This is a genomic window from Halorubrum xinjiangense (genome assembly GCF_049604745.1).
GTDB lineage: Archaea > Halobacteriota > Halobacteria > Halobacteriales > Haloferacaceae > Halorubrum > Halorubrum xinjiangense_A.
Genome location: NZ_CP187140.1, coordinates 2393376 through 2407189 on the forward strand (window position 1 = coordinate 2393376; position 13814 = coordinate 2407189).

Consider the following 13814-nt stretch of genomic DNA (forward strand, 5'->3'; position numbering starts at 1 on the left):
TCTGGCGAGTAGCGGTTCGGAAAAAACTAATTCAGCGAAAAGCTGGTGCGGCGAGTTAGAGGTAGGTGAACCACTCGTCGTGGTCGTCGGTCCGCCGCTCGACTAGGTCGAAGAATGCTGTCTGGAGCTCTTCAGTCACCGGCCCGCGGGTGCCCGCGCCGATCTCGGTGTCGTCGACCGAGCGGATCGGGGTGACCTCGGCGGCGGAGCCGGTGAAGAACAGTTCGTCGGCGGTGTACAGCTGCCCGCGGGAGATGACGGCCTCGTCGTGGACCTCGTAGCCGCGCTCCTCGGCGAGGGTGATCACGGTGTCGCGCGTGATCCCTTCGAGGATTGACTGGGCAGGCCCGGTGGTGTAGATCTCGCCGTCGTTCACCATGAAGATGTTCTCGCCGGGCCCCTCCGCGACGTTGCCCTCCTTGTTGAGGACGATGGCCTCGACGTAGCCGTTCCGGCGCGCCTCCTCACCCGCCAGCATGGAGTTGACGTAGAGCCCGGTCGTCTTCACGTTCGTCGGCACCTGCGAGGAGGCGTGTTTCCGCCAGGAGGAGACCATCACGTCGACGCCGTCTTCGAGGGCCTCCTCGCCGAGGTACGCGCCCCACGGCCACGCGGCGAGGACGAGGTCGGTCGGGCAGTCCTTCGGCGAGACGCCGAGCGAGTCGTAGCCGTAGTAGGCGATCGGTCGGACGTACGCGGAGTCGAGGTCCTGCCGTTCGAGGAGTTCGAGCGTCGCCTCGGTGATCTCCTCCCGAGAGTGCTCGATCTCCATGTCGTACATCTTCGCTGAGTCGAACAGCCGGTCGAGGTGCTCCTCCCAGCGGAAGATCGCGGGCCCCTGCTCCGTGTCGTAACAGCGGACGCCCTCGAACACGCCGCTCCCGTAGTGGAGCGCGTGGGTCAGAACGTGGGTCGTCGCGTCCTCCCAGTCGAGGAACTCCCCGTTCTTCCAGATCGTGTCGACGTCCATCTCGTCGAATCCCATAGTACCCGGTTGCGGCCGGCGGGCTTAAAACTGTGACAACCGGCCGAGGCTGTCGCGAGGAAGTGAGGTCGGACTCTGGTGACGGAGCGACGGCGAACCGCTCCGAAGGTCCGGCCGCTCATTTATAAATAACAGACCGCGGATCGGCGGTGAGGGCCTCCAAAGCCCCAGTCGCGCTGCGATACGTGATCGACGATTCCACGGTGAACACCTCCAACGCTCTTCTGTAGGAGATTGTTGATACTGCTGAGCTGTCGCTGTGGAGTCGAAGAGGACAAGGACACCGCGTCAGCGGTGTCCGACACGAATGATTCCGCTGGATGTGTTTGGGTCGGAATCGGTCGCAGCGGACCTGTTACAGCAGGTTCGCTGGCGTGACGGCGTTTCCTGTCCTCGCTGCCGTTCTGACCGAACGGTCAGAAACGGCAGCTATGGGCAGTTTCAGCGGTATCTCTGTAAGGATTGCGGCCGCACGTTCAACGACAAGACCGGCACGATCTTCGCTCACTCGAAGATCGCACTCCGCAAGTGGCTGTTTTCGATCTACGCGTTTTTGCGGTTTAACACGAGTCTCAGGCAGTTACAATGCGAAATCGAGGTCGCCTACAAAACGATTCACAGGCGTGTCGAGCGCTTCGCTGAAGCGCTCGACGCGCCGTCACTCGATCTCCGCGGCCCGGTTGAAATTGACGAGTTCTACGTCTCTGCCGGCTTGAAAGGCCGCGAGCGCGACCAGTGGTCGCGCTCTCGCGGCCTCTCTCGACGCGGGCGCGGAACGTATGATCAAGACAAACCGCCCGTGTTCGTTCTCGTGGATCGTGGCACCGAGCAACGGTACGTTGTGCCGGCGAAATCCGCAGACGAATCGACGATCCGGCTCCTGCTGGCAGACCGCCAGCAGGAGCCTCTCACTGTCTATACAGACGGATTTCGTGCGTACGATCCGCTTACTGAAGACGAGCAATTCGACCGCGAATACGTCGTTCACGGAGACGGTGAGTACGCCGACGAGACGGTCCACGTGAACACCTGCGAGAGCCACGCGTCGCTGGCGCGACGGTGGCTCTCGCCGCATCGAGGCATCTCAAAAGATCGCCTCACACAGTATCTCCGAGCGTTCCAACTCAGACGAGAACTCTACCGCAAACCCGGACGAAAAGCGCTCAAACACGCCGTCAAAGCAACTCTCTGAAATCAACAATGTGCTACACAAGAGCGCACCTCCAAAGTCCCAGCCGGGAGGACTCGCGCGACTCGTTGCGCTCCTCAGTCAGTCGCTACCGCTCCTTCCTTGCGGTGCTTACATCGTCGTGCTTCGTCCTCCCGGCTGCCCCTTTGAGTCCTGCCCCGCACCGCTCCGCACAGCACCTCACGCCTCCCCAGCCTCGTCGGCCGGCCTCCGTTTCACTCCGGCCGCCCGACTCCCTCGCACGCGCTGGCTCGCGGTCGCCGGTGGCGACCGCTCGCAGGCGCGCGCCGACAGCAGCGTGAGAGGTCCTACTTCAGCGCCTCGACGAGCGCCGCGCCCTCGACGTAGGGGATGTCGCGGCGGGCCGCGTAGGCGGCGGCGTCCGCGGGCGCGAGCGCGTCGCCGGTCTCGTCGTCGAGCATCTCGCAGACCACGGCGGCGGGCGCGGCGCCCACGGCCTCGGCCATCGCGAGGCCGAGTTCGGTGTGGCCGGTCCGCCCGGCGAGGCCGTCGCGGTCGCCGCGCAGGACGTGGACGTGGCCGGGCGCGCGGAACTCCGCTGCGAAGTCCTCCGGGCCGTAGCCGGTCGGGTCGTCGCGGACTCGGCCGGCCGCGTTCGCCACCTCGACGATGGTCTTCGCGCGGTCCGCGTCCGTGATCCCAGTGAACGTCTCGCGGTGGTTCACGGGGAGGGAGAACGAGGAGCGGTCGTCGTAGTCGGGGTCGTCGTCGACCGCGGGGTGGTCGAGCGCGTCCGCGAGGAACGGCAGGTCGAACGCGTCGCCGACCGCGTCGCTCACGGCCACGCAGATCAGGCCGCCCGCGTCGTTGCGCATGTGCGCGACCGCGGCCTCGTCGACCGCGCCGGCCGGGTAGACGATGTCCGTCTCGCCCTCGCGGTCCGCGAAGTCGTGGACGCAGACGGGGTCGCCCGCGCGGAACGCGTCGAGCGCGCGCTCGACGGGGTCGGTCGTGTCCGCGGATTCGGCGGCCTCGGTGGCGTCGGCCGCGCCTGCGCTCGCCTCCGGATCGGCGTCGACGTCGGCGCGCATCAGGCGGCCTCCGTCCCGACCGCAGTCGCTCCCGGCTCGTCCGCGCGCGTCGTCGGCTCGACGCGGACCTCCACGCTGTCGCCGTCCGCGAGGTCGAGTGCGTCGCGCAGGCGGTCCGGCGCGATCAGCTCGAGCTGGTCGTCGTCGTGGTGAGTCCGGTCGGGGACGATGGCGTGGACCTCGTCGTAGCGCTCGCCGTCCGCGACGAGGGTGACTCCGTAGCAGGTGGCGGCGCCGTAGGTCCGGTCCTCGCCCTCCCACGCGTCGATTGGGACGGCGTCGATGCCCGCCATCTCGCCGCGGCGGCGGACGCTCTCCTCGGTGAGGTTCACGTTCAGCGTGCCCGGGAACGGGTCGTAGCCGAGGCGCTCGCGGAACTGCTCGGCGTACCCCGGCAGCGTGATGTAGTGGCGACCCTCGCCCATCCCGCCGGTGACCGAGCCGCGGAGCGAGAGCTCGACGTCCGACTCGAACAGGCGGCGGTAGTCGGCGTATTCCGCGCGGAGCGCGGCCTCGCCCGCGTCCGTCACGCGGACCCATTGCCCGTCGCTGACCACGTCGCGCTCGACGTAGCCCGCGGATTCGAGCGTCTGGAGGCGTCGGGAGGCGGTCTGCGTGGAGGCGTCGAGCCGGTCGCCGAGCGCCGCGCACGACACCTTCGTCTCGGAGAGGCCGCCGACGAGCCCGACGTGTTTGAGGGCCGCGAGCGCGGCCGGGTCCACGTCGGTGTCCGCGTTCGTCGCCGTCGCGTCTGACATGTAATAGACTCGGTGGTCCGCGGGCAAAAGAGTAACGAATGTGGAACGCGTCTCAGAAACGTTAATCGGTCGGCGGAACCGACTGGAGGCTGCTGGAACTGACAGTTCCCGCGCTGGATATGTAATCCCGTCGGTGCCGGTCGCCTTCGCGGCGTCTTCGGTGATCCCCCGAATCGGTTCGGTTCTCGGATGTGAGCGTCTCCCGCACCGGTCAGCGAAAGGTAAGGTACAAATACGAACGGGGATTGATTCGTGATGAGGGCTCGTAGATCAGTGGCAGATCGCTTCCTTCGCAAGGAAGAGGCCCGGGGTTCAAATCCCCGCGAGTCCACTCCTGCGCTCACTTCGTTCGCTTAGTCGTTCCCTCGCTTGGTCCCACTCGCTCACTCCGTTCGCTCGCGGGACCCCCGCGAGTCCATGTTTTTGCGCCGCAGGCGTCGCGAGCGGCGCAAATCTGTAACGAGCGGGATTTGAACCCTACCAGACGCGCACAGCGAGCGAAGCGAGCGAGCACGTCTGGTTCTGGTTCAAAATCCCCGCGAGTCCACTCCTTCACTCCCTTCGGTCGTTCAGTCGTTCCCTCGCTTGGTCCCACTCGCTCACTCCGTTCGCTCGCGGGACCCCCGCGAGTCCACTTCTGCCGTTGGAAGCCATTAAATACTCTCGGCGAATCCCTCGGCGTATGGGCGTCTCCGAGATACTCGAGGGCACGAACCTCACGCACCGGCAGATGGGGATCATCATGGTCGCGTGGATCCTGTTGGTCTCGATCGCCGCCGTCGCGATGTTGCTGTACACGTCGTCGTTGTAGGCCCCGGTGCGGCCGGTCCGAGCGACGCGACCGGCGCGACCGATCCGGCGGACGGGGCCGCGAGCGCAACCCTCTTTTAGTCGTTCGTTGTCGGGGTCGGTATGGCACGCGACAGCGACGCACACGACGGGACCGGCGGGGACGCGGCGACTGGCGGAGCGGCGGCGGCCGACGGCGACGCGGCGGCGACCGACGGCGACGCGGCGACCGACGGAGGCGCCGACCGCCGCCTCGTCGGCGGCTGGGAGGGGCGCTACTACGAGGACTTCGAGGTGGGGGACGTGTACAAACACCCCTACGGGCGGACGGTGACCGAGACGGACAACGTCTGGTTCACCAACCTCTCGATGAACCTCAACCCGATGCACTTCAACGAAGCGTACGCCGCCGAGACGGAGTTCGGCGAGCGCCTCGTCGACGGCACCTTCGTCATCGCGCTGGCGGTCGGGATGAGTGTCATCGACGTGTCGGCGAACGCGACCGCGAATCTCGGCTACGACAAGATCCGCCACCACGCGCCCGTCTTCCACGGCGACACGCTGTTCGCGGAGTCCGAAGTCCTCGAGAAGCGGGAGTCCTCCTCCCGGGACCACGTCGGCATCGTCACCACGGAGCTGCGCGCGTACAACCAGAACGACGAGCTCGTGCTCTCCTTAGAACGCACGCCGATGGTGCTGAAGCGCTCACACGCCCAGCCAAGCGCCGCGCAACCGACGGGCTGGCCCGAGGGGATCGGCACCCAGCCGGAGGACCTGGAGTGACGCCCGCGCCGTCCGGCCCCGCGGCGCCGACGCTCGACGACCCGGTCCCGGCGACCCGGCTCGGCGGCGATCTTCCCTTCGCCAGCCCCGAGGAGGCGGCCGCGCTCGTCCCGGAGACCGCGACGCTGCTCGTGTCCGGCTTCGGCGGCGTCGGCTACCCGAAGCTCGTCCCCGAAGCGATCGCTGCGGCCGACGGGGAGCGCGAGCTTACCGTCATCTCCGGCGGCGGCGTCGGCGACGAGATCGACCGCGACCTCGTCGAGTCCGGCGACATGGCTCGGCGCTACCCGTTCGTTCCCAACGAGACCTCCCGCGAGGCGGCCAACGAGGGCCGGCTCCAGTTCCACGACCGCCACATCTCGCGGCTCGCCGACGAGGTGCGGTTCGGCGGGCTTCGCGCGGGGATGCGCGGCGAGACGATAGCGGTCGTCGAGGCGGTCGCGGTCGGCCCCGACTGGCTCGTCCCGTCGACGTCCATCGGACACACGCCCGCGTACGTGGGCGCGGCCGACCGGATCGTCGTCGAGGTGAACCGCGCGCAGCCGATCGACCTCGCCCGCGTCCACGACGTCCACGTCCGCGAAGATCCGCCGAACCGGGCGCCGATCCCGCTTGACGACCCCCTCGGCGAGACGGGCGGGCCGGCGGTCCGGTTCGACCCCGAGAAGCTCGCCGCCGTCGTCGAGACGGACCGGCCGGACGACCCCTACGAGTTCCGCGAGGTCTCCGCCACCGACGAGGCGATCGCGGCGAACCTCGGCGAGTTCTTAGAGGCCGAGCTCGACCGCAACCCCCTGCTCGCCGACGCCGTGAACCTCCAGTTCGGCGTCGGCAGCCTCGGCAACGCCCTGATGGGCGCGCTCGCGGACGTCGACTTCGGCGACCGCGACGTGGCGTACGTCGGCGAGGTCGTCCAGGACGGCCTCCTCGACATGCTCGACGCGGGCGACCTCCGGGGCGCGAGCGCCACCTCGCTGGCGCTGTCGAGCGAGGGCCAAGAGCGCCTGTTCGCGGACGTCGAACGCTACGCCGAGGACGTGGTGTTGCGGCCGGCCGATATCTCGAACGCCCCCGAACTCATCGACCGGTTCGGGGTCGTCGGCGTCAACAGCGCCGTGGAGGTCGACCTGTACGGCAACGTGAACGCGACCCACATCGGCGGCACCCGCGTCGTCAACGGCATCGGCGGCGGCGGCGACTTCGCGCGCAACTGCCGACTCGGCGTCGTCGCGCTCCCCTCGACGGCGGTCGGCGGCGACGTCTCACGGGTCGTCCCGCTGACGCCGCACGTCGACCACTCCGAACACGACGCGAGCGTGGTCGTCACCGAACACGGCGTCGCCGACCTCCGCGGGCTCTCGCCGCGCGAGCGCGCGGCGGAACTGATCGCGGTGGCCGACCCCTCGTTCCGCGAGGACCTCGAGGCGTACCGCGCGCGAGCGGACGATGGCGGCGGGAACACGCCGCATCACCTCCCCTCGGCGTTCTCGTGGAATTCGACTGATACGTGAGCGAGGACGACTCGTTTTTCCAACTTGTAAGCGGTGAAAAAACCCGGAAAGTAACTCGCTCCGTAGTATCGTTTCCCGATCGATCCCCTCGCTTTCCGTCAATTCTCGGACGCGACGATACCCTTTTACCAGTCCACGATATTGCTGAACCTACATGGTAGATAGTGACAAGACGACTCGACGCGACGTTGTGAAAGGAGCGGCCGCGATGGGCGCCGTCGGACTCGCCGGCTGTTCCGGCGGCGGCGACGGCGGCGACGGTGGCGACGGCGGAGACGGTGGCGACGGTGGCGACGGTGGCGACGGCGGCGGCGACGTGACCGTTACCATCGGCGGGACGTCGACCGGCAGTTCGACGCAGGCAGCGGGGCAGGCGCTCGCCCGCGCCGCCTCCCAGCACAGCGACTTCCTCAACATCTCGGTCCAGGAGACGCAGGGCTGGACGGCGAACCTCTACGCGTACAACAACGGCGACATCCCGGCGATGGGCGTCGACAACAACTCACTGTCGAAGGCGCTCAACGAGGAGGGGCCGTTCGCGGAGGACCCCGTCGACACGCTGCCGAATCAGGGCTTCCTGTTCACGTCGCTACAGATCCACTGGGTCGGTCTGGAGGGTAGCGGCGTTGAGTCCGTCTCCGACCTCCGCGAGGGCGGCTACACGATCTACCCGATTCAGCCCGGCTTCGGGACGCGGCTGCTCACCGAGGAGATCCTCAAGGAGGCCGGCATGTGGGAGCCGAACGAGATCCTCAATGTCAACACCGGCGACGTTCCGGGCGCCGTTGAGGAGGGCCGCGTCGACGCGCTGTGTCTGTACGGGGCGAACGGCGTCAACCTCTCCGGCTGGTGTCAGAACGTCGACGTCCGCTCCGGCGGCGGCCTGAACCTGCTGGAAGTCGACGACGAGTTCCGCTCGGTCATCGAAGACCACCCCGGCGCAATTCTCGAGGAGATCGAGCCGTACGGGTACGAGCAGGACGTGACGGCGTACACCGACACGATGACGACCTGGTCGCTCGCCGGCCAGTGGGCGTTCAGCCCCGACATCCCGGCCCGCGCGACCGAGGAGATCTGCCGGCTCGCCATCGAACACGAGGACACGCTCCGTGAATCCGACCCGACGACGCTGGAGTACTCGCCCGAAGCGATGACCCAGACGGTGATCCCTGACATCGACATCCACGCCGGCGTGGCGAACTTCTTCGAGGACAACGACGTCTGGGACGACTCCTGGAGCCGCGGCGACGAGTAGTCTCGACGACGCGCGTACAACCACCTGACCACCCCCTTTCACCCCTTGACGGATGGCCACAAACCCCGACACACCACCTGATCCGACCGATCCGCCGATTGACCCTGAGGTAGAAGAAAACAGCTTGCTCGGCGACGAGGAATCGCTCGACCTCGCGCCGGGCGACCGCGGGAGGAAACAGCTCTGGCTGTATCTCCTCTCGCTGCCGTTTTGGGTGCTCGCCGTCTTCGGCCCCACGGTGATCGCGCCAGCGATTACCGGCGCCGAAATCGACGGCTCGGCGACGATCGTCGGCGTCATTGGCGTGATCGGCGTCGCCGGGATCGCCGGGCTGATCCTCTGGCTCGGCTCCGGCATCGAAGAGCGGCTCCGCATGGCGCTCATCTCCTACTCGATCCCGTTCTGGATGATCGTCATGTGGTACTCGTACACCCAGCAGATGCCGCGCGGGCAGTACGCGGTCGCGTTCCTCGGCGGCATTCTCGGGCTGTACGTCATCTCGGAACTCGACGAGCCGCTGATCGAGGGTAACTGGATCGAGACGGCGCTGCTCATCGTCTCCGGGCTGATCTCGCTTGGGACGAGCGGCTACCTCTTCTTGAACTACCAGGAGGTCGCGATCAACTCGGTCGGGCGCGCGACGGAGCCGCAGATCATGCTGGCGTTCGTGTTCACGCTCGCGCTGATCTACCTGACGTGGCGCTCGTTCGGGATCACGTTCCTCGCGGTCGTGCTCATCGGCATCGGCTACGGGCTCACGGGGCCGTACATGCCCGGCCCCCTGAGCCACGGCGGACTTAGCCCCTCGCGGATCCTCCGGATCCTCGTAGTGAGCGTCGACGGCTTCTTCGGCTTCCTCACCCGGCTCGTCGCGGCGTGGATCGCGCTGTTCCTGCTGTACGCGGGCCTGCTGAAGGCGTACGGGGCGTTCGATCTCATCCTCCGGCTGGCGGTCCGCTCGGCGAAGTACGTCGACTCGGGGATCGCTCAGACCGCCGTCATCTCGAGCGCGATCATCGGCTCCGTCAACGGCAGCCAGACCGCCAACGCCGGGATGACCGGCTCGTTCACCATCCCGCTGATGAAGAAGAACGGGATCAAACCGGAGACCGCCGGCGGGATCGAGGCAGTCGCCTCGACCGCCGGGCAGGTGTTGCCGCCAGTGATGGGCGCCGGCGCGTTCATCATGGCGCAACTCATCAGCGGCGCCACCTACGTGGACGTCATCATCTCTGGACTGATCCCGGCGGCGGTCCTCGTGGTCTCGATCGCGATGGCCGTCCACTACGTGGCGGCGCCGCAGATCGACGACCCCGAAATGGACGGCCTCATCGGCGACAACATGAAGCGTCGGACGATGGTGCTGGAGGCGGTGAAGTACGGCGTCCCGCTCGTCATCCTGATCTACGTGCTGGGCGTGCTCCAGTTCACGGTGATGACGGCGGCGCTGTACACCGCGCTGTCGATGATCGTCTTCGGGATCGCTATCCCGCAGGTCCAGGCGCTGCTCGACGGCGAGAGCAACCGCGAGGCGTTCGTCGGAACGCTCGAACAGACGGTGGACGGCTTCCGCGAGGGCATCCTCGTCGTCGCGCCGGTGACGATCATCCTCGCGGCGATCAACGGCGTGGTCGACATCCTGATGGCGACCGGCGTCCCGACAGCCATCTCGCTCACGCTGCTCGACCTGTCGGGCGGTATCGCGATCCTCGCCTTCATGCTCGCAATGATCATCTGTATCATTCTTGGGCTCGGCATGCCGACGACGGCCGCGTACACCGTCGTGGCGCTGCTCGTCGCGCCGACGCTGATCAGCCAGTTCAACGTGCCCGAGTTCGCGGGTCACTTCTTCGTGTTCTACGCCGCTATCTTGGCGGGGCTGACGCCACCGATTGCGACCTGCGTGGCGGTCACCTGCGGCATCTCCGGCGGCGGCTTCTGGGGGAGCTGTAAGGAGGCGCTGCGCATCTCCGCGCCGCTGTTCGTCCTGCCGTTCGCGTTCGCCTACCACCCCGAACTCGTCTCGGGGACGTTCAACTACGCCTCGCTGTCGGCGGGAGCGCTCGCGATGCTCGGCTCGCTCGCGATCATCCACGGGATCAACTACCGGTTCGTGTTCGGTCGCGGACAGACCTTCGGGCTGCGGATCGCCTTCTTCGTCGCCGGCGTGGTGGCGATGGTCCATCCGATGCAGATCGTTCAGGTGGGCGCACTGGCGGCCGTCCTCGCGCTGTACGTGCTCCAGACGATGATCGGTCGGCCGAACCCGATGGGCACCCTACGCGGCGCGGCGGGCATGATTCCCGGCCGGAAGCGGTAGGGGCGAGTCGTCGGCTGGTTCTTTTTCGGTCGGCTGAAGCGACGACGTCGACTTCGTTCACTCCCTCTCTCCAGTCGCTCATTTATAAATGGCTGACAGTAGATCGGTGGAGAATACCTCCAAAGCCCAAGCCGCTTATTTATAACTCGTTGCCGGTGACTCCGCGACGAACGCCTCCAAAGCCCCAGCCGCGAGGCGGGCGCACACTCGCTGCGCTCCTCGGTCGTTCGCTTCGCTCACTCCCTGCGGTGCTTGCGTCGTCTGCGCCCGCCTCGCGGCTGCCCCTTTGAGTCCCGCCCCGCCCCGCACCGCGACCGCACCTCACGCCTCCCCAGCCTCGTCGGGCGCGTCTTCGGGCTCCCTTCGGTCGCCCTCGTCGCGCCCGACTCCCTCGCGCGTGCGACTCGCGCCCTGCGGGCGCTCGTCGGCACGCGCCACCGCCTCGTTTATTTATAAGCCACCGTCGCTCTCCACCGGCTACCATTTAAAAACCGCACGTCACCGACATCGGTCGCCTCCGGGGCTCGCCTTGGGCTCGGTCAGTACGACCGCGGGAGGTCGAGAACGCGCTCGCCGAGGTAGTTCAGGGCGAGCTGCTGGGTGACGGGGACGAGCCGCGTCAGGCGGGCCTCACGGAAGTAGCGCTCCACGTCGTACTCGCGGGCGACGCCGAAGCCGCCGTGGGTCTGGACCGCGGCGTCGGCCGCTTCGAACGCGGCCTCGGCGGCGAGGTACTTCGCGACGTTCGCCTCCGCGCCCGCCTCGGTGCGCTCGAAGTCGTCGAGGCGGTCCGCGGCGCTGTAGATCACCTTCTTGGCCGCGAGCAGGTCGGCGTACGCCTCCGCGAGCGGGTGTTGGACCGCCTGATTGGCGCCGATGGGGCCGCCGAACACCTCGCGCTCGTTCGCGTACTCGATGCCGCGTTCGAGGGCGACCTCGCCGAGCCCGAGACACTCGGCGGCGATCACGAGCCGCTCCTCGTTGAGCCCGTCGAGGACTTGGTAGAAGCCGCGCCCCTCCTCGCCGATCAGGTTGCGCGCGGGGACGCGCAGATCGTCGAAGTACAGCTGGTAGGAGTGGACCGCGCGGCTGGCGCTCTTCGGGATCCGCTCGATCTCGAGGCCGTTACCGTAGGCGTCCTCGAGGTCGACGAGGATCATCGAGATGCCGCGGGTGCGCTTCTCGACCTCCTCGCGGGGGGTCGTCCGCGCCATCAACACGAGGTAGTCGCTGTCCTCGACGCGGGAGATCCACACCTTCTCGCCGTTAACCACGTACTCGTCGCCGTCGCGCTCCGCCGACGTCTCCATCGCCGTCGAGTCCGACCCGGCGTTCGGCTCGGTGAGGCCGAACGCTTGGATCCGGGCGTCGCCGTCGGCGACGCGCGGCAGGAGGTCTTCTTTCAATTCCTCGTCGGCGTACTTCACGATCGGGACGGAGTTGTAGATGCCGCCGTGGATCGACTGGGGCCCGGCGAACCCGCCGCCGCTCGCGGCGATCTCCTCCATCATCACCACGGCCTCGCTCGTCGACATCCCCACGCCGCCGTACTCCTCGGGCACGAGCATGCCGAGCCAGCCGTCGTCGGCGAGCGCGTCGACGAACTCGGTCGGATACGTCGCGGTCCGGTCGCGCTCGCGCCAGTACTCGTCGCCGAAGTCCGCGCACAGATCGCGGATGCTGCGCCGCACGAGCGACTGCTGTTGGGTGAGCTCGACGGAGTCACGCCAGTCCTGTGTCATGGTTTTCCCTCCCGGTCGCGGCCCATAAGGATTCGTGACCGGGCAGTTCGCGCCGGCTGAATCGGCGGTCGACACGGCGTCGGATTGCCGGGACGGCACCGGCCCGGTTGCCGCGACGGCACCGCTTATGAACGGGGACGTGGTGGCTGCTGGTGAATGGACCGCTCCTACTGGCGCACCGTCTCGCTGGTGACGTTGTGGCAGGTGTCCGCCAGCATCTGTTACTACACCGTCTTCGCCGCGACGACGTTCTTCCGCGACGAGTTCGGGCTCTCCCGGTTTCAGGTCGGGCTCGTCGTCACGACGCTCACCCTCGGCTACGCGCTGTTCCTGCTGCCGGTGGGGGCGATAACGGACCGCGTCGGCGAGCGAAAGACGCTTTCGCTCGGCCTCGTGGGCCTCGCCGCGGGGATGGTGCTGGTTGCCGGTGCCCCCTCCTACGCGCTTCTCCTCGTCGCCGTCTTCCTGCTCGGCTCGGTGTACAGCACCGCCATGCCGGGGACGAACAAGGCGGTGTACGACAGCATCCCCCCCGGCCGACAGAACACCGCAATGGGGATCAAACAGGTCGGCGTCACCGGCGGCAGCGGGATCAGCGCCCTGCTCGTCACCGGGCTCGCTGGCTACCTCTTCTGGCAGGCCGGCTTCCTGATCGCCGCGGGGCTCGGCTTCGTCGTCGCGGTCGCCTTCGGCGTCCTCTACCGCGGCGCGGGCGGCGGGTCGACGAGCCGGCCGGACCTCCGCGGGCTGGCGGGCAATCGCCCGTACGTCCTGCTCGTCGTCGCCGGGCTGTTCCTCGGCGCGGCGCTTTTCACAACGACCGGCTACACCGTCCTCTACGTCGAGGAGTCCGTCGGCGCGTCGGTCGCGTTCGCCGGCACCGTGCTGGCGATCGTCCAGCTGTTCGGCAGCGGCGGGCGGCTCCTCGGCGGGTGGCTCTCCGACCACCTCCCCGGCGACCCCCAGACCCGGATCGGCGCCATCCTCCTCGTCCAGACGGTCGCGAGCGCGGGGCTGTTCCTCGTGGTCGCGCGGACCTCGACGGCGGCGACCGCCGCGGTCGCGTTCGCCGCGCTCGGCTTCTTCGTCCTCGGATTTACGGGCGTCTACTACTCCGTGATGGCGACGCTCGTCCCGGCCGACCAGATGGGGAGCGCGACCGCCGGCTGTCAGGTCGCCTTGACCTCCGGGGCGCTGTTCGCCCCGCCCGCGTTCGGCTACCTCGCGGACACGGCGACCTATCGCGCGAGCTGGACGCTGCTCGCGGGGATCTGCGTCGTCGCCGCCGTCCTCGTCGTCGCCGTCATCCGCGCCGAGCCGCCGGTCGGCGAGACGGCGATGGCGGAGTAGCGGGCGCTGCGCTTCCGCGGTCGCGACGCCGGTCGGCGCGGCGCCGCCTCTGAGCGACGGCCCGAGTCGCCGCCCCCGAT

11 protein-coding genes and 1 tRNA gene are annotated in these 13814 nt (G+C 67.8%); 8 read left to right on the forward strand and 4 right to left on the reverse strand.

The features are described 5' to 3' along the window. Nucleotides 1-55: 55 nt before the first annotated feature. Complete coding sequence (locus ACOZ35_RS13240; RefSeq protein WP_424014015.1) at nt 56-985, reverse strand: branched-chain amino acid transaminase; 930 nt, start codon at nt 983-985, stop codon at nt 56-58. A gap of 307 nt (nt 986-1292) precedes the next feature. Between ACOZ35_RS13240 and ACOZ35_RS13245 the strand changes: the two genes are divergently transcribed. Beyond that, nucleotides 1293-2177 (forward strand): IS1595 family transposase, encoded by an 885-nt coding sequence (locus ACOZ35_RS13245; protein WP_424013737.1) that lies wholly within the window; start codon nt 1293-1295, stop codon nt 2175-2177. Between the two features lie 305 nt (nt 2178-2482). Here ACOZ35_RS13245 and ribB read toward each other — a convergent pair whose 3' ends face one another. Both ribB and ACOZ35_RS13255 read right to left on the reverse strand, forming a co-directional pair. Further along, nucleotides 2483-3226, reverse strand: coding sequence for a 3,4-dihydroxy-2-butanone-4-phosphate synthase (gene ribB / locus ACOZ35_RS13250; protein ID WP_424014016.1), 744 nt, complete (start codon nt 3224-3226; stop codon nt 2483-2485). Next, nucleotides 3226-3984 carry a DUF120 domain-containing protein gene (locus ACOZ35_RS13255; protein ID WP_424014017.1) on the reverse strand — a complete coding sequence of 253 codons (759 nt, stop codon included), beginning with the start codon at nt 3982-3984 and terminating at the stop codon, nt 3226-3228. Before ACOZ35_RS13255 ends, ribB begins: the two co-directional genes overlap by 1 nt. Nucleotides 3985-4243: 259 nt before the next feature. On the opposite strand from ACOZ35_RS13255, the gene ACOZ35_RS13260 reads away from it, so the two are divergent. The 6 genes from ACOZ35_RS13260 to ACOZ35_RS13285 all read left to right on the forward strand — a co-directional run bounded on the left by ACOZ35_RS13260 (nt 4244) and on the right by ACOZ35_RS13285 (nt 10642). Then, nucleotides 4244-4315: transfer RNA gene (locus ACOZ35_RS13260), tRNA-Ala, on the forward strand. 351 nt (nt 4316-4666) lie between these two features. After that, nucleotides 4667-4795, forward strand: coding sequence for a hypothetical protein (locus ACOZ35_RS13265; RefSeq protein WP_424014018.1), 129 nt, complete (start codon nt 4667-4669; stop codon nt 4793-4795). 101 nt (nt 4796-4896) lie between these two features. After that, the gene (locus ACOZ35_RS13270) at nt 4897-5556 is read left to right on the forward strand and encodes a MaoC family dehydratase (RefSeq protein WP_424014019.1); all 660 of its coding nucleotides are present in this window, start codon (nt 4897-4899) and stop codon (nt 5554-5556) included. After that, nucleotides 5553-7067 (forward strand): acetyl-CoA hydrolase/transferase C-terminal domain-containing protein, encoded by a 1515-nt coding sequence (locus ACOZ35_RS13275; protein WP_424014020.1) that lies wholly within the window; start codon nt 5553-5555, stop codon nt 7065-7067. The genes ACOZ35_RS13270 and ACOZ35_RS13275 overlap by 4 nt, the downstream gene beginning before the upstream one ends. A 190-nt stretch (nt 7068-7257) precedes the next feature. Next, the gene (locus ACOZ35_RS13280; RefSeq protein WP_424016071.1) at nt 7258-8322 is read left to right on the forward strand and encodes a TAXI family TRAP transporter solute-binding subunit; all 1065 of its coding nucleotides are present in this window, start codon (nt 7258-7260) and stop codon (nt 8320-8322) included. A 52-nt stretch (nt 8323-8374) separates the two neighbouring features. After that, on the forward strand, nt 8375-10642 hold the full coding sequence (locus tag ACOZ35_RS13285) for a TRAP transporter permease (RefSeq protein WP_424014021.1): 2268 nt from the start codon (nt 8375-8377) through the stop codon (nt 10640-10642). 539 nt (nt 10643-11181) lie between these two features. On the opposite strand, the gene ACOZ35_RS13290 is transcribed toward ACOZ35_RS13285, so the two are convergent. Next, nucleotides 11182-12384 (reverse strand): acyl-CoA dehydrogenase family protein, encoded by a 1203-nt coding sequence (locus tag ACOZ35_RS13290; protein WP_424014022.1) that lies wholly within the window; start codon nt 12382-12384, stop codon nt 11182-11184. Nucleotides 12385-12540: 156 nt separating this feature from the next. On the opposite strand from ACOZ35_RS13290, the gene ACOZ35_RS13295 reads away from it, so the two are divergent. After that, nucleotides 12541-13734, forward strand: a complete 1194-nt coding sequence (locus ACOZ35_RS13295) for an MFS transporter (protein WP_424014023.1) — start codon at nt 12541-12543, stop codon at nt 13732-13734. Nucleotides 13735-13814 lie beyond the last annotated feature (80 nt).

What these genes read in the sequence shown, in the direction of transcription:
- ribB (WP_424014016.1), bottom strand. Translation starts at nt 3,226, where the DNA reads ATGCGCGCCGACGTCGACGCCGATCCGGAGGCGAGCGCAGGCGCGGCC.
- ACOZ35_RS13285 (WP_424014021.1), top strand. Translation starts at nt 8,375, where the DNA reads ATGGCCACAAACCCCGACACACCACCTGATCCGACCGATCCGCCGATT.
- ACOZ35_RS13240 (WP_424014015.1), bottom strand. Translation starts at nt 985, where the DNA reads ATGGGATTCGACGAGATGGACGTCGACACGATCTGGAAGAACGGGGAG.
- ACOZ35_RS13255 (WP_424014017.1), bottom strand. Translation starts at nt 3,984, where the DNA reads ATGTCAGACGCGACGGCGACGAACGCGGACACCGACGTGGACCCGGCC.
- ACOZ35_RS13270 (WP_424014019.1), top strand. Translation starts at nt 4,897, where the DNA reads ATGGCACGCGACAGCGACGCACACGACGGGACCGGCGGGGACGCGGCG.
- ACOZ35_RS13265 (WP_424014018.1), top strand. Translation starts at nt 4,667, where the DNA reads ATGGGCGTCTCCGAGATACTCGAGGGCACGAACCTCACGCACCGGCAG.
- ACOZ35_RS13295 (WP_424014023.1), top strand. Translation starts at nt 12,541, where the DNA reads ATGGACCGCTCCTACTGGCGCACCGTCTCGCTGGTGACGTTGTGGCAG.
- ACOZ35_RS13245 (WP_424013737.1), top strand. Translation starts at nt 1,293, where the DNA reads ATGATTCCGCTGGATGTGTTTGGGTCGGAATCGGTCGCAGCGGACCTG.
- ACOZ35_RS13290 (WP_424014022.1), bottom strand. Translation starts at nt 12,384, where the DNA reads ATGACACAGGACTGGCGTGACTCCGTCGAGCTCACCCAACAGCAGTCG.